Here is an 18,851-nt window from a genome sequence, read left to right as displayed (position 1 = left end):
CGCATAACGATGTTGTGGTCTTTAAAAAAGCCTAACCACCAGGCCTGGTGGTTAGGCTTTTTTGGTTATAAATGCTTTTTAAAACTAAACGCACCACGCACTTGACCAACTTTATAGCCGATGGCTTTATCGTGTGGATAAAGCTCGCCCAATCTTTGTTTAACGTCTTCGTTAAGCTTGGTGCCATGACAGTGCAAACAAGGCTGGCCTTCGCCAATCGCAATCGCTTTCATATAACGGAAAGTGGCTTGGCCCCCGTGTTCCACCACTTCGCTATATTCCATCTTAGCTGGATCAGCCCCTTGCGCGCGCTGTTGATCAAAGCGCGTCAACACCTTAATTTCCCACGCATCCGGTTGCGCATCCGCTGAGCGATTTAAGTTCTTGGCGATAGTTTTTTGTGTAAAACCGACTTTCAAAAGTCCGTAAATCTGGTATCGTTCACCTTCGGTCAGTTAACTATATTTCATTGTGCTTATCTCTTGGTGGGGAAAAGTCAGTGAGTTTAGCTCAACTGGCTTCTCATTCCTAGATTGCACTTATTATCCGAAACCAAGTAGCCTGACTAAGTGCGTTGCTCGGTTAAACTTCCAGAAGCATATTTATGCAAGATACTGGCAATCAAGGTTTGATATGGCATGCCTTCTTGCATGGCTTTACGTTGAATCGCATCTAGATCACGTTGCGCAATACGAATATTGATACGCTTGTCTTTTTTGATACTCGCTTGAGCTATCGCCATCAACTCTGTTTTACGATCATCAGTCAACACTGATTCAAATTCATTAGATTCAAAGGCTTCCAATATTGACTGCTCTTCGTCGTCTAAAATTATAGTCTGATGTTTTTTCATGCTTCTTCCCCTAAATACTTTTTACGCGCCTTACGGCTTGGAATGATGGTTTTTAGAAAAATTTCTTGGTCATTTTCAACATAAGGCACCAGATAAACATAACCGTCAAGTTCAATCACCATGATTCGCTGATTTGAATACTGTTGTTTATTTGGATGTTCGATGTCATCTAGCAACTTTCCCTGCTGTACGGCAAACACCACATCTTCAAAACAAAGACCTCGTTCCTGAATGAGTAAGGTATTTTTATCTGGATTCCAATTAAATAATTTCATAGTTTCAACACTTTAACAAAATGTATGCCTTTTGTCATCAAATCAAATATTTTCTGATACCAAATTCACAAGGCCTAGTTATCGTTGAATTACAGGCATAAAAAAACCCCGCTTTCGCGGGGTTGGGAGCATTATGACAGAGGTGATTAGTGGAAGTTGAGTTCGCCGTCTTCTAGTTCAACATGAATAGTCGAACCGGGTTGGAACTCGCCTTTTAGGATGCGTTGCGCTAATGGGTTTTCCAGACGTTGCTGGATCACACGTTTTAGCGGACGCGCACCATATACTGGATCGAACCCAGCTTCACCCAACACATCTAGTGCCGGAATCGAGACGTCGATTTTCAGGTCGATGTCGGCCAAACGTTTGCGTAGGCTTTCGAGCTGAATATCGGTAATCGCACGAATCTGGCCTTTACCGAGTGGGTGGAACACCACGATATCGTCAATTCGGTTAACGAATTCGGGGCGGAAATGACCACCGACCACTTCCATTACCGCCGACTTCATTGCGTCGTAATTGCCTTCGCCTGCCAGCTCTTGGATGATCTGTGAACCGAGGTTCGAGGTCATCACAATCACCGTGTTACGGAAATCAACTGTGCGGCCTTGGCCGTCGGTTAAACGCCCGTCGTCTAGCACTTGTAACAGGATGTTAAACACATCCGGGTGCGCTTTTTCGACCTCATCCAACAAGATTACCGAATAGGGTTTGCGGCGCACGGCTTCGGTTAAGTAACCGCCTTGTTCGTAACCCACATAGCCAGGTGGCGCACCGATTAAACGCGCGACCGAGTGTTTTTCCATAAATTCAGACATATCCAACCGCACAATCGCGTCTTGGCTGTCGAATAAGAAATCCGCCAAGGATTTGGTTAGCTCGGTTTTCCCCACCCCGGTTGGGCCGAGAAATAAGAACGAACCGTTGGGTTTGTTTGGATCAGACAAACCGGCGCGTGAGCGACGAATCGCATCCGATACGGCTTTGACCGCTTCGTCTTGACCAACCACTTTGGCACTTAGACTGTCTTCCATGCGCAACAATTTATCGCGTTCGCCTTCCATCATGCGCGACACCGGAATCCCCGTCCAACGCGACACCACTTCGGCAATTTCTTCTTCGGATACTTTATTGCGCAACAGGTGCATTTCGCCCTTGTTTTCGTCGTTAATTTCCAACTCGTCCGCCGCTTTAATTTTGGCTTCTAAGTCGGGAATAACACCGTATTGCAACTCAGACATGCGTCCTAAATTGCCTTCGCGACGCGCGGCTTCCATTTCGGTACGCGCCTTGTCGAGCGCTTCTTTGTATTGTTGCGCGCCTTGCAAGGCGGCCTTGTCTTTTTTCCAGACTTCTTCAAAATCGGAATATTGTTTTTCCAGGTCTTTAATTTGGTCTTTTAAGATTTCTAAACGTTTTTTCGACGCGTCATCTTTTTCTTTTTTCAGCGCCACCTGCTCCATTTTGAGTTGGATTAAGCGGCGATCCAATTTGTCCATTTCTTCCGGCTTGGAGTCGATTTCCATACGGATTCTTGAGGCGGCTTCGTCGATCAAATCAATTGCTTTATCCGGCAATTGACGATCGGTAATATAACGCTGTGACAAACGCGCCGCCGCCACAATCGCTGGATCGGTAATCGCGACACCGTGATGCACTTCGTAACGTTCTTTTAAACCACGCAAAATCGCGATGGTATCTTCTTCAGACGGCTCGTCCACCAAGACTTTTTGGAAACGACGTTCTAAAGCCGCATCTTTTTCGATATTGTCACGGTATTCGTTGAGCGTGGTTGCGCCAATGCAATGCAACTCACCACGCGCTAACGCCGGTTTTAACATATTGCCCGCGTCCATCGCGCCTTCGGCTTTACCCGCACCGACCATGGTGTGGATTTCGTCGATAAACAAAATTACCTGGCCTTCGTTTTTCGATAGGTCTTTTAATACCGCTTTTAGGCGTTCTTCGAACTCCCCACGATATTTCGCGCCGGCCAATAATGAGCCTAAATCCAAAGACAATACACGTTTATGGCGCAGTCCTTCCGGCACTTCGCCATTGATAATACGTTGCGCGAGGCCTTCGACAATCGCGGTTTTACCCACGCCAGGTTCACCGATTAACACCGGGTTATTTTTGGTACGACGCTGCAATACTTGAATCGCGCGGCGGATTTCGTCATCGCGACCAATCACCGGATCTAACTTGCCGGATTCGGCCAATGAGGTTAAATCAATCGTATATTTTTCTAACGCTTGGCGCGTTGATTCTGCATTTTGATCTTGCACGCTTTCCCCTCCACGTACTTGTTGAATCGCATCGGCGAGCTTGTTGGCTTGCGCCCCGGCTTGTTTAAGTAGGTCGGCGACCTGATCTTTCGAATCTAACGCCGCTTGTAAAAACAATTCGCTCGAAATATAGGCATCGCCGTTTTTCTGCGCTTGTTTTTCCATTAAGTTTAAAATCGCGCCCGATTGACGAGACAGCTGAACTTCGCCGCCTGTGCCCGAAACCTGCGGCAAGCCGCTCAGTTTGGATTGCACCGCTTGGTTAAGCGCATTCACATCCACACCAGCTAAACGCAGCAAGTGACCTTGCTCTGGAATGAGCGCCGCCAGAATATGTAAAGGTTCGATAAATTGATTGTCGTTCGTTACCGCCAAGGACTGTGCCTGGCCCAGAACGGATTGGAATTGTGTAGTAAACTTGTCCATCATAGTGCGTTACCTCAGTTTCTATTATTGGCTTTATAGGACTTAGCGAGAGGTTTTCAAGTAGCGCGATTAAAATAATTTTTAATTAGTTGAAAATAAAGGAATTATGGATACAGTTTTCTTTGTGTTGTCAAAACTGGGCTGGATGATTTTAAGCCCAGGAAATTTACTGGTCATAAGCTTTATATTAGGCTCTGTATTGGTGCTTTTCAAGGCTTATTCGGCGGCCAAGTGGATTTTAATGCCTACCGCACTTGCGGGCGCTTTGGTGCTGGCTTATCCAGTGGGTGATTGGCTGATTCAGCCGCTCGAAAAACGCTTTGCCAAACCCTATGTGATGCCCGAAAAAGTCGATGGCATTATTGTATTAGGCGGCGGCGAAGATCTTAAACGCTCACTTAGCTGGAAGGTCGCAGAACTTGGGTTGGGCGGTGATCGCTACATAGCCGCCAAAAAACTGGCTGATCTCTACCCAGATGCGCCCGTCATTTTTACTGGCGGCAGTGGTTCAATTCAGTTGCAAGACACGGGAAGCGAAGGGGAAATTGCCGCGCAATTATTTAATGATATGGGATTAAAACCGGATCGCCTTATTTTAGAATCTAAATCACGCAATACCTTTGAGAATTTTCGCAATATTCAATCCACCACCAGGCCTGGTGGTCAATATTTACTCGTCACCTCGGCCTATCACATGCCGCGTTCCGTCGGTATAGCTCGCCAATTTGGCCTTCATGTCATCCCATATCCGGTGGATTACCGTAGCAATAGCACCGAACTGCGACGTGTTGACTTTGACCTATTTGATCATCTTAAAGCGCTTGAACCAGGTTGGCGCGAGTGGATTGGCTTGACAGTGTACTACCATACAGGCAAAACCAGCGAGTGGTGGCCCGCACCAATCCCGGTCGATTATTAAAATGAAACCGTTATAATGATTTTTTTGAATCGCACGCCCGCAACAAAAGGATAGATTAATGAGTGATTGGACAGCCGGTTATGTGGCCGACATTGGTTACACCTATGGGTACTACAAAGAACTTAATCCGCTGCGTATACGGTTGGCGTTATTGAATGCCGGTATCGAACCACCCAAACAATCCACCGCTTGTGAGCTGGGATTTGGTCAAGGATTAAGCGCCGCAATTCACGCCGCCGCCAGCGATACCCAATGGTTTGGCAACGACTTTTTGCCGTCACAAGCTGCGTTTGCCCAATCGCTCGCCGAAGCCGCCGGTGTGCCAGCTGAATTTACCGATGAATCCTTTGCCGAATTTTTAGCACGCGACGATTTACCCAAGTTTGACTTTATTTGTCTGCACGGCATTTGGACCTGGGTTTCGGAAGAAAACCGCCAGCTTATTATGGCGTTTATCCGCAAAAATCTTAAAGTCGGCGGCGTAGTGTATGTCAGTTACAACACCCAAGTTGGTTGGGCGCAAATTATGCCGTTGCGCCGTTTAATGGTGCAACACACCCAGCGCATGGGCGCACCAGGCGAAGGCACGGCACAACGCATTCGTCAGGCTTTGCAGTTTGCCGATCAGGTCATTAAAACCAACCCACTGCACGCCACCGCAAACGCTCAGGTGTCGCCCAAACTGCAAGAGCTATTAAGCCAAGACCCGCATTATTTAGCGCATGAATATTTCAATCGTGATTGGCAGCCAATGGACTTTGCTGATATGGCCGATTATATGGCGGTATCAAAACTCGAATACGCCAGTTCAGCCAGTTATTTGGACTTGATCGAAGCCATTAATCTAAGCCCGGATCAACAAACTTTATTAGCCCAAATTGGTGATGTGGCGTTACGTGAAAACACGCGTGATTTTTGCGTTGATAAAAAATTCCGCAAAGACTATTGGGTGCGCGGTGCACGTAATTTAAATCCGGTTCAGGTCATCGAAAGTTTACGCGCTGAACGCGTGGTCATGACCAAACCGCGTGGTGTGATTTCGCTGGTGTTAGAAGGCGCGCTCGGCGTGGCTGACTTGGCGGCGGATGTATATGATCCCATTCTAGATTTCTTGGCGGACTATCAACCACACTCGCTAGGCGAAATCGAACAAGCATTAAGTAGTCATGAAAAAATTGGCCTACAAGAAATTGTTCAAGCCATGTTTATCTTCACCCATCGTGGCGAAATACAAGCCGCTCAATCGGATCAAGCAACCGAGAAGGCGCAAGCCGCTTGCACGCGTTTGAACCAACACTTAATGATGCGTTCACAAGGCAGCGATGAGGTGTATTTCCTCGCTAGCCCCGTCACCGGTGGCGGCATTGAAGTGACACGATTCCAGCAGTTATTTTTGCTGGCTTATCAACAAGGCCACACCCAAGCGGAAGCCTTGGCGAGTTTGGTTTGGTCGATTCTTGAGTCGCAAGGCGAAGGCGTTAGCAAATATGGTCAGATTCTACAAACACCAGAAGAAAATTTGGCCGAACTAACCGAACGTGCGCAAGACTTTTTACGCCGTGACTTACCTATGTTTCAAGGCTTAAAGCTGATTTAATCACCAGGCCTGGTGCCCATAAAAAAAGCAGGCACCAGGCCTGCTTTTTTGTTTTTCGCGGGCTTACTCGAGTGCCCTAAAGCTAAATTAAACCTAGTTGTTTGACTCTTCCGACAATAGCGAGTTTTGTGGTTTGTCTTTTTTGGGACCTTTTGCAAACGCAATGTGCGAGAAATACAAAGCCAACCCAACTAACGCAATACCTACCGCGTAATAGAGCAACTCTAATGCGCTGCTCGGTTTCAAGTAAATTGCGGCTTCAAAGAACATCACGATCAATACCAATAAAATCACCTTGGCCAGTTTGTCTTTTAAGTCATCCAAACTGTTAATGACCAAAATCTGGCTTGCACCATAAGCCTCTTTTGCAATGCTAAGTTTCGAAATAAACAGCTCATACAAACCTAAAGAGAAAATCAACATAATTGCGCCGATCAAAAAACCATCAACCGCGCCAATCACCGTGCCGATGGCTTTTGATTTTAGGGCCGCACGTTCGGTGTATTCCAATGCATGGTAATCACTTAACGCGCCCAGCAGGTAAAAAATCTCAATCGCGGTGATATAAAACATCACAAACGCAATAATCAAACTGGCAATGACTGCGGACAAAACTACCAAACGGCTATTCCACAGCATCGCTTCAAAGCCTTTTATGGCTGGGCCTTTAGTATCACATGAGGCCAAGCTTTGATTTAATTTATCACTCATATTTCTCTCCGGTTTAGGAATTTTGTTTAAGAATTTTCTAGGGTTTCAATTGTAAAATTATGATTGGTGTAAATGCATAAATCCGCGGCGATGGTTAAGGCATTTTTAACCATGTCTTCCGCGTCGATTTCGGTGTGGCGCATTAAAGCTTGTGCCGCCGCGTGGGCGTAACTGCCGCCAGAACCTATGGCGATAAAGTCATCTTGCGGCTCGATCACATCACCCGTGCCAGAAATTAATAACATGGTATCGGCATCCGCCACAATCATCATGGCTTCAAGTTTGCGTAAAGCGCGATCGGTACGCCAATCTTTCGCCATCTCTACCGCCGCGCGCATTAATTGACCATTATGCGTTTGCAAACGGCCTTCGAAACGCTCAAATAAGGTAAACGCATCGGCGGTCGCACCGGCAAAACCAGCCAGCACTTTACCGTCATACAAACGGCGCACTTTACGTGCATTGCCTTTCATCACGATATGGCCCAAGGTGACTTGGCCGTCGCCGCCGATCACCATTTTACCGCCGCGTTTAACGCACAATATCGTGGTGCCGTAGATTGTTTCTGGATGATGTTGCATAAATCTGTCCTCTATTTTTTCGCTATTTTACGCGCTCGCGGGTGCGCTTGGTCATAAACCTGTGCCAAATGTTGCATATCCAACTTGGTGTAAATCTGAGTGGTGGATAAATTGGCGTGTCCCAATAGTTCTTGCACCGCGCGCAAATCGCCGCTGGATTCTAACACATGTGTGGCACAGGCGTGACGCAAGCGATGCGGCGACATTTTGGTGGCCAACCCCGCTTCTCGCGTGCGTTTGTCTAATCTTAATTGCACCGAACGTGTGCTTAAACGCTGGCCTTTTTGGTTAATAAACACCGCCGTTTCGTCTGGTTTGGCAAATTCGGCGCGCGCTAACAACCAGGCCTGCATTGCACTTTGCGCTTGCTGACCCACTAAGGCAACACGTTGTTTATTGCCCTTACCTAACACCTTAATTGTGCCCGCGCTTAAACCATCCAGGCCTGGTGATAAATCCAAACTCACCAGTTCGGCGACACGTAATCCGGCGGAATACAGCAGTTCAAACATCGCCTGATCCCGAGTCGATTGCCAGCCTTCAATGGGTTGTTCAAGCAATTGACGAGTTTGGTCTACATCCAAACTTTTAGGCAAGGGTTTGGGCTGTTTGGGCGCTTTAACGGTTTTGGCCGGGTTATGTTGCATCAGCCCTTCAGTGAGCAGAAACTGAAAAAAACTGCGCAATGCCGACAACTGACGCGCCACACTGCTAGCGCTTATGCCGACTTTAACGCGCTGCATCACAAAGCGTTTAATGTCTTTAGAGGTCAGCTCCGCCCAGTTTAGGCTGGGCATTTGATGCCATAATTGATCAAACGACCAGGCCTGCTCGTTTGATTTATCCGCCGAGTTTTGCGCGTCGGCCGTCAAATGAAACGCCACAAACGTCAGCAAATCACGCTGATAATTGCTACGCGTGTGCGCCGATTTATTCTGCGCCTGCATCTGATCTAAAAACCGTCTAATCTGCTGCATACATCCCTTTTACCATACCAACATAAAAAGCCCTCTCCCTCAGCACCCAAAGGGCATAAAGGAGGGGGTTAAGGGGAAACGTATCAAAACCTTCGTGCTCTTCGTGTCCTTCGTGGTTCAAAGACACTAAAACAACCGATTCAACCGAGCCGTAATCAACTCCGCCATGACCTTTAAAAAGTACGTTCCTAAATCCGGTTGAAAACGATCGGTTGGGCTACCTAGCGCCAACACACCCCAAACCCGATCCCAACCCAACGGCAAACAACACACCGAATGCACATTCGATTCGCCGTGGAATAAGCCGGTTTTCCATTTTTCTTCAATCAAGCCACACACCGGCTTGCCGGGTTGCAGGGTTTCGCGTAGGTTTTTAACCCAATCTTGGCGCACCCCTAATTGACTAATGCCTTGAATGCCCTGGCGCGGCACTTCCCAAGAAACCAGCGTCATATAATCAACTTTAAACACATCGCGCATTTGCGCGTAAATCGCGTCCACCGCCTGCTGTTCGGTTTCCGCCGCCATCATCTGACGCGTGAGCTGTTGCACTTTATGCAATAAACGCCCGTTATCGCCGGCAATATCCACCAGCGAATCCACCTCGTCTTGCAGCTTTTCTTTTTGTTCGCGCAACTGCCAAACCTGGCGTTCCAGCAAAGACACCGCTTTGCCCGACGACGGATGTGGAATGCTTAATTTATCCAGCAAATTCGGAAACACATGAAAAAACTCAGGGTTGTGCGCCAAATAATCGGCGACGTGTTCAGCGTGAATTTCGTCGGCTTTAATCACCCGCTCACCTCATCGGTCAATTCTGCCTCAAATACCGTCGCCACTGGGCCGGTCATCCATAAAGGCGCACTCGGCTCGCCGCTCCAGTGGATCAACAAATCGCCGCCGGGTAAACTGACCGTGACCGTGTCATCCACCCTGCCCCACAAACGCATCACCGCCATCGCGGCACAGGCACCGGTGCCGCAAGCTTGGGTTTCGCCCGCGCCGCGTTCATACACGCGTAATTGTATTTGTTGGCGCGAGATGACTTGCGCAAAGCCGACATTCACTCGTTCGGCAAAACGCGGGTGTGATTCCAACGCCGCGCCCAAGCTTTCGACCGGCGCTTGTTGAATATTCTCCACTTCAAGCACCGCATGCGGATTGCCCATCGACACCGCACCAATGCACCAGGCCTGGTTGAGCGCTTCGATTTCGTATTGCTCAGCTTGCACAGGCGCGTCAAACGGCAAGGCTTGCGGTGCAAACTTGGGCACGCCCATATTCACGCGCACTTGGCCATCGTCTTCCAAATACAACACAATTAAACCTGAGGCGGTTTCAACCGGAATTTCACGTTTCTGGGTTAAGCCTTTATCAAACACAAAACGCGCAAAACAACGCGCGCCATTGCCGCATTGCTGAACTTCAGAACCATCGGCATTAAAAATTCGGTAACGAAAATCAGCCTGATCATTGCTGGGCTTTTCCACCACCAACAACTGATCAAACCCCACTCCCGTGTGGCGATTCGCCCAAGCTTTCACTTGCTTCGCGCTAAAGCTCATAGGCTGCGAAATGGCATCAATCACCATAAAGTCGTTACCCAAACCGTGCATTTTTGTAAAACCTAAACCCATGTAATATTCCTAAAACCACCAGGCCTGGTGCTTCACCAAACCTGATGAATAAAATAAAAGATTAACAGATTATAAACGAATCCAGCTTAAACCACGAAGAACACGAAGGTCACGAAGAATTTAGTAAGCCAACCGTTTTCCAGCAATTTACAAAAGCCCTAAAAGTGGTACACTTTTATGTACATAAACAGAGGACAACTCCCATGATGACGCTAACCGCTACCGAAGCCAGAAAAACCTTTTTTGAGCTCATTAAGCAAACCAATCAACAGCATGAAATTTTTGAAGTTCAACACAAAGCAGGCAATGCTGTAATTATGTCGGCAGACGATTATGAAAGCTTGCAAGAAACTTTGCATCTTTTATCACAGCCTGATTTTAAACAGAAATTTAACCAATCCCTTCAGGAAGCCGAAGCCGGTGAAGTCGCAAACTTTGAACAGGTATTCGGAGAACCCTTGTGAGTTGTGAGCGCTATCAAATAGAGTTCACTAAACAAGCGCAAAAAGACATTTCGCAACTTACACCTAAGCTAAAAACCAAACTCAAAGACATACTGCGCAATAAAATCGTCATCAAACCGGAAAGTGGTAAGCCTCTAGTCGGCGATTTAAAAGGATTTTATTCAGTACGTTTAAGCTACCAAGACCGGATTGTCTATCGCATCGAAAAAAACCGCTGTGTTGTATTGATTGTAAAAGCAAAAACGCATTACAGCGAATAAATTGCACGGCAACCAGAAAAAAGGGTAGCGTCCCCTTTTATTCAAGCGTTCTTGAAGCAACCAGGCCTGGTTGTTTTATTTGTTATAAATGTTATTATTTACATAACAATCAATAGGCAATAGCATGCAGATTAAGTGGCAACCCAAAGCTAGCAAGCAGTTAAAAAAGCTGAAAGATAAGCAAGTGATCGGGCGCATTGTGCAAGCGGTGGCTGGTTTGGATGGGTTTCCAGACGTGACGAACGTTAAAACTTTGGTTAATCATGATTATTCGTATCGGTTACGGGTGGGTGATTACCGTGTGTTTTTTAATGTGCACGAAGTGGTTGAAATTATCAGTATCGAAGAGGTCAGAAAACGTGATGAACGCACTTACTAATTATCAAGTGATTGAGCTGGGAGGCCAGCCCGCTTTTGTGGTGGTGCCTTATGAGGAATTCATGAGCCGTTATGCCGAACCAGCTGATGAGGGTTTGATTCCGCATGTGATTGTTGAGCGTAATGCGGTGGAAGGTGTGCCTATGATTAAGGCTTGGCGCGAATACTTGGGACTAACACAGTCTGAACTTGCAGAAAAATGCGGTATGGCGCAATCGGCCATTGCGCGCCTTGAAGCTCAGGCGGTTAGTCCAAGAAAAGACACTTTATACAAACTAGCGAAGGCCATGAATTTAACCCTTGATCAATTAGCGGAATGATTCCAAAGCAGGCTTTAAGTTGTAACGCATGAAAAGAAAACACTAACCTTTAATTTATTCTAGCCCTATTGCAAAGATTAGCTTCCATTATTCGACACATCTAAACTCGCTTAAAGTTTTTCCTCACCTCCACCTCCCCGCGCCTAATCTTTCAAGTTCAAACACATTATTTTCACTATGGCTGGTTTAGCAGGGTGTGTGGTTTTGCTTTATAATGCAGGCTTTACTTGTTATTGATTTAAGGAATGCGACTAGCATGATGACGCCAAAAGAAATCGTTCACGAACTCGATAAACACATTATTGGCCAGGCCGACGCTAAGCGTGCGGTGGCGGTGGCCTTGCGTAATCGCTGGCGCAGAATGCAATTGAGCAGCGATTTGCGCCCGGAAGTCACCCCCAAAAACATTTTGATGATTGGCCCAACCGGTGTGGGTAAAACTGAAATTGCGCGCCGTTTGGCTAAATTGGCGAACGCGCCGTTTATTAAAATCGAAGCCACTAAATTTACCGAAGTGGGTTATGTTGGGCGCGATGTAGATTCGATTATTCGCGATTTGGTGGATAACGCGGTCAAAATCCAACGCGATTTAGCGGTTAAAAACGTGCAAAATCGCGCTGAAGATGCGGCTGAAAATCGTATTTTAGATATTCTGTTGCCACCGGCTCGTGGCCGTGAAGAAGATAGTCACGAAGCCATGTCTGAAACCCGCCAGAAATTCCGTAAAAAATTACGCGAAGGTGATTTGGACGATAAAGAAATCGAAATTGATATTTTAATGGCCCCCGCGCATGTTGAGATTATGACGCCGCCAGGCATGGAAGACATGACCTCGCAGTTGCAGGATATGTTTGAATCGTTGGGTTCGAGCAAAAAACAGAAACGCAAATTGCCGATCAAAAAAGCCTTCAAACTTTTAACTGATGAAGAAGCCCACAAGCTGATCAACGATGATGATTTGAAAAGCCAGGCAGTGGAAAACGTTGAGCAAAACGGCATCGTGTTTTTGGACGAAATCGACAAGGTGGCGAAGCGCTCGGATTCAAGTGGCGGCGATGTGTCGCGCGAAGGTGTGCAGCGTGATTTATTGCCCTTGATTGAAGGCAGCACCATCTCGACCAAATATGGCATGATCAAGACGGATCATATTTTGTTTATCGCGTCGGGCGCGTTCCACGTCACCAAGCCGTCGGATTTAATTGCCGAACTTCAGGGACGTTTGCCAATTCGGGTTGAACTTAAATCATTACGTGTAGAAGACTTTAAACGTATTCTGACTGAACCTAAAGCCGCTTTAACTATTCAGGCGACCGCTTTAATGCAAACCGAAGGCGTGGAAGTGAAGTTTACCGAAGACGGTATTCAACGCTTGGCGGAAATTGCCTACCAGGTAAATGAAAGTACCGAAAACATTGGCGCACGTCGTTTGCATACGGTGATGGAACGTTTATTAGAAGAGGTGTCTTATAACGCACCAGATCAAGCGGGTCAGACTGTAATTGTGGATGGCGCGTTTGTGGATGAACGTTTGGGCGAGCTGGCAAAAGACCAGGATTTATCGCAATATATTTTATAAAAATCCGGCGGGTGAACAGCCTTCCCCGCCATAATTTAAAAGTTTGAGCGTCTTATGCCTAACCCAACCGATATTAAGCTGCATCAGAAATCGCGCAAACTGGCCGTGAGTTTTGATGATGGCAAAGCGTTTGAATACACTTGTGAGTTTTTACGCGTGTATTCACAGTCCGCCGAAGTAACCGGCCATGCACCAGGCCAGGAAACACTGCAGGTCGGTAAACAGGACGTGAGTATTGAGGCGATTAGCCCAGTGGGCAACTACGCGGTAAGATTGCATTTTAGCGACGGCCACGACAGCGGTTTATACACTTGGGAACGTTTGTACGACCTGGGCGAACATTATCAAAGTTATTGGGTCGCTTATTTACGCCAATTAATGCGGGCGGGTCACGACCATCCCGAGCTGACCAAACTCAAACAGGAGTCCGGCAAATGAAGTCATCCAAACAGGATCAAACCATCGATTTCGGCTTTAGCGAAGTGCCGCTCAACGAGAAGGTCAAAAAAGTAAAAGGCGTATTCGATTCGGTCGCGAAAAAATACGACGTGATGAACGATGTGATGTCGCTTGGTATTCACCGTTTATGGAAACGCCAAACCATCGAACTCAGCGGTGTGCGCGCCGGTATGACGGTGTTGGATTTGGCGGGCGGCACCGGCGATTTAACCAAGGCCTTTGCCAAACGTGTGGGCGCACATGGCAAAGTGATTTTGGCGGATATTAACGAAAGCATGGTGCGCGTCGGGCGTGATCGTTTGCTGGACGAAGGCATTGGCGCACAGGTGGACTATACCATCGCTAACGCCGAAGCCCTGGCCTTCCCGGATAATACATTTGATGTGGTGACGATGGCGTTTGGTTTGCGTAACGTGACACATAAAGACAAGGCGTTAGCCGAAATCGCACGTGTATTAAAACCCGGCGGTCAGGCGATGATTTTGGAGTTTTCTAAAGTGCATCAACCTTTGTTGTCTAAGGTTTACGATTTTTATTCGTTTAATATTCTGCCTAAAATGGGCAAATTGATTGCCGACGACGAAGCCAGTTATCAGTATTTGGCCGAGTCGATTCGCATGCACCCAGACCAAGAAACCTTAAAGAATATGATGCTGGATGCCGGCTTTGATAAAGCGGAATACATCAATATGAACGAAGGTATTGTGGCGCTTCACCGAGGCTGGAAGTTTTAATGGCGTCGCGTGATTGGGAAGAGGATTTAGCCCAATTGATTGGTGATCCATTGGCCTTTCAGGTGGGCTATCGTGTGCGTGAATTTAAAGATCAAACTCGCCATATCAAACTTGATGCGCAGCAAATGCTAAGCGAATACCTGCAATACGAATTAGATTTACTGCCCTCTTGTTCACAAGTGACCGCATTTAACCAAAAAGTTGAGCAACTCGATAGCCATATAACTGAGCTAGAAGCCCGCCTGAATAAGCTTATCCAATCCTAAATTTAACAGTAAAGACTTTTAAAAGACCCTTATGAATCCATTTAAACAACTGTTTCGTCTCATCAAAATCAACCGTGTCATTACACACTATCGTTTGGATCATATGGTGTTGGCGAACAGTAAATATCGTGCGCTGATTTGGGTTAACCGTTTGCTGTTTCCATGGAACTGGCGGCCAACTAACAAAGCCGATCGCGGTGTGCGTTTGCGTTTGGCCTTGGAAGAACTTGGGCCGATTTTTATCAAACTTGGCCAGGCCTTATCGACTCGTAAAGATTTGCTGCCAGAAGACTTATCCGTTGAATTGACCAAACTGCAAGATGACTGCCCACCGTTTGATGAAGACCACTCACGTCGTATTATCGAAAAAGCCTTAAAACGACCGATTAACGAAGCTTTCTCTCAATTTGAAGCCACGCCTATGGCTTCGGCTTCAATGGCACAAGTGCATGCCGCCACCCTGCCGACGGGCGAAGATGTGGTGATTAAAGTGGTGCGCCCGAATATCAAACCCGTGATTCAGCAAGACGTGTCGATTATGTACAATTTGGCGCGTCTATTGGAGTTGGCGGTTAAAGAAAGTCGGCGTTTGCACCCGGTCGAGGTGGTCGGTGAATTTGAGAAAACCATTTTAGATGAAATGGATATGATGCGCGAAGCCGCCAATGCTGCGCAATTAAAACGCAATTTCGAAAATTCGGATTTGTTGTATGTGCCTGAAATTTATTGGTCGCACACCAACGAAAACGTGATGACGATGGAACGCATTTACGGAATTCGTATTTCAGAAGTCGACAAACTCATCGAAGCCGGTATCGACTTGACCGACTTGTCGGCTAAAGGCGTGACGATCTTTTTCACCCAGGTGTTTAAACACAACTTTTTCCATGCAGACATGCACCCGGGCAATATTTTTGTATTGCCGGATGGGCGTTATGCCGCGATTGATTTTGGCATTATGGGCACACTTACACCGGAAGATCAGCGTTATTTAGCCGAAAACCTGTTAGCGTTTTTTAACCGTGATTATTTGCGCGTGTCGGAACTGCACATTGAATCCGGCTGGGTGCCACGCGATACGCGGGTTAACGAGCTCGAATCCGCGATTCGCGCGGTGTGTGAGCCGATTTGGGATCGGCCATTAAAAGACATTTCGTTTGGTTTGTTCTTAATGCGTTTGTTCCAAACCGCGCGTCGGTTTGGCATGGAAGTGCAGCCGCAATTGGTGTTATTACAAAAAACTCTATTAAACATCGAAGGTTTAGGGCGTCAGTTAGATGACGAATTAGATTTGTGGGATACCGCCAAACCCTTTTTAGAAGACTGGATGCAAGAGCGTGTGGGCTTAAAGAGCTTGATTAGAAACACCAAACGCAACCTGCCCTTCTGGATTGAAAATGCACCGCAAATACCAGGCCTGGTGCACTCGGTATTAACCAAGGCCGCGCATGGCCAATTAGAGTTACATTCCGGTCAATTATCGCGTTTAGAACAAGCCCTTCAAACCCAAGCCAAACAACAACGTCAACGCGGCATTGCGCTTGCTTTCATTGGTGCGGCCTTATATTTGGAGTTTCAAACTTGGGGTTGGGACTGGGCGATTTGGGCACAAGCCGGCTTGGTTGCGATCGCCGCTTATTTGACCTTTAAGAAATAAAGCTGACTGACTTAACTGGCTATAACCTTAAGCGTTTAACAAGTGTCGGCTTCGATTAACACCGGCACCACAGTTTGAATATCTTTATCCGATCTAACTTACGCAAAATCGCATCATAATCCTGCGTTGAATTGACTTGTATAAGTGGATTGAGTTCGGCTTAATAATGGCATACTGACGGCATGTTATGAGCTGGTCACATAGTCTTTACCGGCTAGTTATGCGACCAATTCACAGGCGACCAGGCCTGGTGGTTCAATAAAATCTGACCAACCACTACACCAATTGTTTAAAACGCATAGTGCATCTTCGCCCAGAACTGACGACCCGTTCCTAGATAATCAGCTTGGTAGGCGGCAATGAATTCACCAGCTAATCCTGACAAGGTGCCATTCACCGGCGAAGCATAATATTGTTCGCTGTCAGCCAAATTCTCTACACCCAGCCTAAATACCAAGCCTTTAAACGTCTCACTCGCATAAGAAGCGGTTAAGTTCGTTACACTATAGGGCTTTAGGTTTTCGCGTGAATCATAAGGCTCTCGGAAGCGTTCGCCAATATATTTAGACCAAACCGCCAAGCGCCATTGTGGGTTAAGTTCATAATTTAAACCCAATGCCGCCATTCGATCGGTTGAGCCGACTAAACGCACATCGTTATCGGCGTCTTTCGTTTCCAGCCAACTTGCATTTGCAAACCCGTTTAAGCCACGAATTAAGTTGAACTCCGTATCCCATTCAAGTCCTTTCGAACGAACATTATTAAATGGCTCGGCCTCATCACGACCACCATCAAAATATTCATAATAAACCGTGCCCTTAGGCATATTGTTATAGTCTGAATAAAAACCGGTAATACGGTGCGTTTGCTTTAAACCCTGAAAAACATAACCAAGCTCATAGTGATCGGTTTCACTGGTATAGGGTTTAGGCTCAGGTGCTTGACCTACATTGGTGACTTGACCAATGGGCGGGGTAATCAAGGAACGACTGTATTGCGCTTTAACAATATGTTGATCATTTAATCGCCAAACCGCGGCAATTTTTGGGGTGATATTAAGCTCTTCCAACTTTTCAAACGGCTTATCCTGACGGATATCATCTTCATCTGTTCGATCTTGATAACTAATAAAGGCTTTTTGCGCGCGTAGCCCTGTGGTTAAAGTAAAACGATCATGTGGACGCCATTCATCTTGCAAATAAACCGCCAACACATGACGCATATCGCCCTCAGAACCTTGTTCAAGACTTTTCCGTATGTCATCCCCATTGCCTAGAATTGAATCTGAACTTAATTTAATAAGCTCGACTCGCTCGATGTCGGCTCCGACTAAAACTCGGTGGGATGACAGCGCGTCGTAAACCAGATGACCGGACAGATTCATCACACGTTCGGTCAAATAACTTTCAACTGGGCTTTCATAAGCAAACCGACTGTATGGTGTCTCTTGCATAAAATCTATGTCTTCAGAAGTGTACAAGGTCTTTAACTGATGATTTCTTTGCTGCGCGCCCAGATGCCATTCATAATTCCAATCCGCATTTAATCGGCTGCTTTGGCGCACACCCAGTAACATATCGCGATAACGCTGGTTATAATCTTGCGTTTGTTTGGGCAAAAACTCGATTAAACCATAATAATCACCGGTTTTATATTCCTGTGCTTGCCAATAAAACTCGGTATCGTTATGAGAAAAACTCATCAGCAGATTACGATAAGCTTTGCGATCATTCACCAGGCCTGGTGCTTGTGAATAAGCGGCTAAAGCACCACCCGCACCGAATAAAGGATCAGCCTCAGTTAATACATCGCCTTCGGCTCGACGACCGCTTTTGTCTTGTTGCCATTGCGAAAAACTTAATGAAAGCCGGCTCTGCTTGGACTCAGATTCAAACTGCTCGCTGGCACTAACCTGTGTGTAAGCACGACTGCCGAATCCGACAGACAGGTGACGGTCTTTTTTGGAAACCACATTTACCACACCCGAATAAGCAAAGTCACCATGCAACACCGATGAGGCCCCACGAATAATTTCAATGCGTTCAACCTGCTCGATCGGCATATGTAAAATGCCTTCACTGTATCCCGCAGAAGCACTCACCATATTAACATCGTCAAGCATCAGCTTAACCGTGCCGCCGGAATAAGGCGTACCTAACCCGCGCATGACTAAAACCGACTGCCCCAAATGATTCGGCTGAATCTCAATCGAAGTCGTCATAGACAAGGCGTCTTTAACGGTTCGAACGCCATAACGCATTAACTCAGTGCCACGTAAAACACTAATTGATCCCGGCACATAGTCCGCGTTCACTTTTGTGCGGGTGACCAGCTCGGTTTGGGCGTTTAATAACGCCATTAACTCTTGATAGGCTTGTTCATCTGGATCGTTGGCGTGTAATTGAAATGGCAGAAAGCCAATAGAAAAAATCAAGGTAGCTAATTGACGTTTAAGCATAAAAAATTCGTTATG

Annotated in this window: 21 protein-coding genes; 11 read left to right on the top strand and 10 right to left on the bottom strand. The window is 46.7% G+C overall.

From position 1 onward, the window contains the following. Positions 1-65 precede the first annotated feature (65 nt). The 4 genes from IBX48_RS04890 to clpB all read right to left on the bottom strand — a co-directional run bounded on the left by IBX48_RS04890 (position 66) and on the right by clpB (position 3,845). Entirely contained in the window at positions 66-419 is a 354-nt protein-coding gene (locus IBX48_RS04890) for a DUF3365 domain-containing protein (RefSeq protein WP_296831362.1), read from the bottom strand. Between the two features lie 146 nt (positions 420-565). Further along, positions 566-853: a hypothetical protein gene (locus IBX48_RS04885; RefSeq protein WP_296831360.1), complete on the bottom strand. Its 288-nt coding sequence runs from the start codon at positions 851-853 to the stop codon at positions 566-568. Further along, positions 850-1,128 carry a BrnT family toxin gene (locus IBX48_RS04880; protein ID WP_296831358.1) on the bottom strand — a complete coding sequence of 93 codons (279 nt, stop codon included), beginning with the start codon at positions 1,126-1,128 and terminating at the stop codon, positions 850-852. Before IBX48_RS04880 ends, IBX48_RS04885 begins: the two co-directional genes overlap by 4 nt. A gap of 146 nt (positions 1,129-1,274) precedes the next feature. Then, on the bottom strand, positions 1,275-3,845 hold the full coding sequence (clpB, locus tag IBX48_RS04875; RefSeq protein WP_296831356.1) for an ATP-dependent chaperone ClpB: 2,571 nt from the start codon (positions 3,843-3,845) through the stop codon (positions 1,275-1,277). Positions 3,846-3,948: 103 nt separating this feature from the next. On the opposite strand from clpB, the gene IBX48_RS04870 reads away from it, so the two are divergent. Both IBX48_RS04870 and IBX48_RS04865 read left to right on the top strand, forming a co-directional pair. Continuing rightward, on the top strand, positions 3,949-4,761 hold the full coding sequence (locus tag IBX48_RS04870) for a YdcF family protein (protein ID WP_296831354.1): 813 nt from the start codon (positions 3,949-3,951) through the stop codon (positions 4,759-4,761). A gap of 58 nt (positions 4,762-4,819) precedes the next feature. Continuing rightward, entirely contained in the window at positions 4,820-6,358 is a 1,539-nt protein-coding gene (locus IBX48_RS04865; RefSeq protein WP_296831352.1) for a class I SAM-dependent methyltransferase, read from the top strand. Between the two features lie 93 nt (positions 6,359-6,451). Here IBX48_RS04865 and IBX48_RS04860 read toward each other — a convergent pair whose 3' ends face one another. The 5 genes from IBX48_RS04860 to dapF form a co-directional block, all read right to left on the bottom strand. Next, on the bottom strand, positions 6,452-7,069 hold the full coding sequence (locus IBX48_RS04860) for a YqhA family protein (RefSeq protein ID WP_296831350.1): 618 nt from the start codon (positions 7,067-7,069) through the stop codon (positions 6,452-6,454). 26 nt (positions 7,070-7,095) lie between these two features. Then, entirely contained in the window at positions 7,096-7,650 is a 555-nt protein-coding gene (gene hslV / locus IBX48_RS04855; RefSeq protein ID WP_296831348.1) for an ATP-dependent protease subunit HslV, read from the bottom strand. An 11-nt stretch (positions 7,651-7,661) separates the two neighbouring features. Further along, the gene (locus tag IBX48_RS04850; protein WP_296831346.1) at positions 7,662-8,627 is read right to left on the bottom strand and encodes a tyrosine recombinase XerC; all 966 of its coding nucleotides are present in this window, start codon (positions 8,625-8,627) and stop codon (positions 7,662-7,664) included. Between the two features lie 126 nt (positions 8,628-8,753). Beyond that, positions 8,754-9,422 carry a DUF484 family protein gene (locus IBX48_RS04845; protein ID WP_296831344.1) on the bottom strand — a complete coding sequence of 223 codons (669 nt, stop codon included), beginning with the start codon at positions 9,420-9,422 and terminating at the stop codon, positions 8,754-8,756. Further along, on the bottom strand, positions 9,419-10,264 hold the full coding sequence (gene dapF, locus IBX48_RS04840) for a diaminopimelate epimerase (RefSeq protein WP_296831342.1): 846 nt from the start codon (positions 10,262-10,264) through the stop codon (positions 9,419-9,421). The genes IBX48_RS04845 and dapF overlap by 4 nt, the downstream gene beginning before the upstream one ends. A 203-nt stretch (positions 10,265-10,467) precedes the next feature. On the opposite strand from dapF, the gene IBX48_RS04835 reads away from it, so the two are divergent. From IBX48_RS04835 to ubiB, 9 genes are all read left to right on the top strand, one after another. Beyond that, complete coding sequence (locus IBX48_RS04835) at positions 10,468-10,728, top strand: type II toxin-antitoxin system Phd/YefM family antitoxin (protein ID WP_296831340.1); 261 nt, start codon at positions 10,468-10,470, stop codon at positions 10,726-10,728. After that, the gene (locus IBX48_RS04830) at positions 10,725-10,988 is read left to right on the top strand and encodes a type II toxin-antitoxin system RelE/ParE family toxin (protein ID WP_296831338.1); all 264 of its coding nucleotides are present in this window, start codon (positions 10,725-10,727) and stop codon (positions 10,986-10,988) included. Before IBX48_RS04835 ends, IBX48_RS04830 begins: the two co-directional genes overlap by 4 nt. Before the next feature lie 124 nt (positions 10,989-11,112). Beyond that, positions 11,113-11,367, top strand: a complete 255-nt coding sequence (locus tag IBX48_RS04825) for a type II toxin-antitoxin system RelE/ParE family toxin (RefSeq protein ID WP_296831336.1) — start codon at positions 11,113-11,115, stop codon at positions 11,365-11,367. After that, positions 11,351-11,686, top strand: coding sequence for a helix-turn-helix transcriptional regulator (locus IBX48_RS04820; RefSeq protein WP_296831334.1), 336 nt, complete (start codon positions 11,351-11,353; stop codon positions 11,684-11,686). Before IBX48_RS04825 ends, IBX48_RS04820 begins: the two co-directional genes overlap by 17 nt. 256 nt (positions 11,687-11,942) lie before the next feature. Further along, positions 11,943-13,262 carry an ATP-dependent protease ATPase subunit HslU gene (gene hslU, locus IBX48_RS04815; RefSeq protein WP_296831332.1) on the top strand — a complete coding sequence of 440 codons (1,320 nt, stop codon included), beginning with the start codon at positions 11,943-11,945 and terminating at the stop codon, positions 13,260-13,262. A gap of 54 nt (positions 13,263-13,316) precedes the next feature. Next, positions 13,317-13,700, top strand: coding sequence for a DUF971 domain-containing protein (locus tag IBX48_RS04810; RefSeq protein ID WP_296831330.1), 384 nt, complete (start codon positions 13,317-13,319; stop codon positions 13,698-13,700). After that, positions 13,697-14,455: a bifunctional demethylmenaquinone methyltransferase/2-methoxy-6-polyprenyl-1,4-benzoquinol methylase UbiE gene (gene ubiE / locus IBX48_RS04805; RefSeq protein WP_296831328.1), complete on the top strand. Its 759-nt coding sequence runs from the start codon at positions 13,697-13,699 to the stop codon at positions 14,453-14,455. The genes IBX48_RS04810 and ubiE overlap by 4 nt, the downstream gene beginning before the upstream one ends. Then, positions 14,455-14,721 (top strand): hypothetical protein, encoded by a 267-nt coding sequence (locus IBX48_RS04800; RefSeq protein ID WP_296831326.1) that lies wholly within the window; start codon positions 14,455-14,457, stop codon positions 14,719-14,721. The genes ubiE and IBX48_RS04800 overlap by 1 nt, the downstream gene beginning before the upstream one ends. Before the next feature lie 31 nt (positions 14,722-14,752). Beyond that, positions 14,753-16,378, top strand: a complete 1,626-nt coding sequence (gene ubiB / locus IBX48_RS04795; protein WP_296831324.1) for a ubiquinone biosynthesis regulatory protein kinase UbiB — start codon at positions 14,753-14,755, stop codon at positions 16,376-16,378. A 289-nt stretch (positions 16,379-16,667) separates the two neighbouring features. Here the strand turns inward: ubiB and IBX48_RS04790 are convergent, their stop codons facing one another. After that, the gene (locus IBX48_RS04790; protein ID WP_296831321.1) at positions 16,668-18,836 is read right to left on the bottom strand and encodes a TonB-dependent receptor; all 2,169 of its coding nucleotides are present in this window, start codon (positions 18,834-18,836) and stop codon (positions 16,668-16,670) included. Positions 18,837-18,851 lie beyond the last annotated feature (15 nt).

Source organism: Thiomicrospira sp. (assembly GCF_014859555.1).
Lineage (GTDB): Bacteria > Pseudomonadota > Gammaproteobacteria > Thiomicrospirales > Thiomicrospiraceae > Thiomicrospira.
Note: the sequence above shows the minus strand (reverse complement) of the source record. Positions and strands in the feature narration are given on the sequence as shown.

Coding starts and splice junctions, on each gene's coding strand:
- IBX48_RS04885 (WP_296831360.1), bottom strand. CDS start 853: ATGAAAAAACATCAGACTATAATTTTAGACGACGAAGAGCAGTCAATA.
- IBX48_RS04880 (WP_296831358.1), bottom strand. CDS start 1,128: ATGAAATTATTTAATTGGAATCCAGATAAAAATACCTTACTCATTCAG.
- clpB (WP_296831356.1), bottom strand. CDS start 3,845: ATGATGGACAAGTTTACTACACAATTCCAATCCGTTCTGGGCCAGGCA.
- IBX48_RS04870 (WP_296831354.1), top strand. CDS start 3,949: ATGGATACAGTTTTCTTTGTGTTGTCAAAACTGGGCTGGATGATTTTA.
- IBX48_RS04865 (WP_296831352.1), top strand. CDS start 4,820: ATGAGTGATTGGACAGCCGGTTATGTGGCCGACATTGGTTACACCTAT.
- IBX48_RS04860 (WP_296831350.1), bottom strand. CDS start 7,069: ATGAGTGATAAATTAAATCAAAGCTTGGCCTCATGTGATACTAAAGGC.
- hslV (WP_296831348.1), bottom strand. CDS start 7,650: ATGCAACATCATCCAGAAACAATCTACGGCACCACGATATTGTGCGTT.
- IBX48_RS04850 (WP_296831346.1), bottom strand. CDS start 8,627: ATGCAGCAGATTAGACGGTTTTTAGATCAGATGCAGGCGCAGAATAAA.
- dapF (WP_296831342.1), bottom strand. CDS start 10,264: ATGGGTTTAGGTTTTACAAAAATGCACGGTTTGGGTAACGACTTTATG.
- IBX48_RS04835 (WP_296831340.1), top strand. CDS start 10,468: ATGATGACGCTAACCGCTACCGAAGCCAGAAAAACCTTTTTTGAGCTC.
- IBX48_RS04825 (WP_296831336.1), top strand. CDS start 11,113: ATGCAGATTAAGTGGCAACCCAAAGCTAGCAAGCAGTTAAAAAAGCTG.
- IBX48_RS04820 (WP_296831334.1), top strand. CDS start 11,351: ATGAACGCACTTACTAATTATCAAGTGATTGAGCTGGGAGGCCAGCCC.
- hslU (WP_296831332.1), top strand. CDS start 11,943: ATGATGACGCCAAAAGAAATCGTTCACGAACTCGATAAACACATTATT.
- IBX48_RS04810 (WP_296831330.1), top strand. CDS start 13,317: ATGCCTAACCCAACCGATATTAAGCTGCATCAGAAATCGCGCAAACTG.
- ubiE (WP_296831328.1), top strand. CDS start 13,697: ATGAAGTCATCCAAACAGGATCAAACCATCGATTTCGGCTTTAGCGAA.
- IBX48_RS04800 (WP_296831326.1), top strand. CDS start 14,455: ATGGCGTCGCGTGATTGGGAAGAGGATTTAGCCCAATTGATTGGTGAT.
- ubiB (WP_296831324.1), top strand. CDS start 14,753: ATGAATCCATTTAAACAACTGTTTCGTCTCATCAAAATCAACCGTGTC.
- IBX48_RS04790 (WP_296831321.1), bottom strand. CDS start 18,836: ATGCTTAAACGTCAATTAGCTACCTTGATTTTTTCTATTGGCTTTCTG.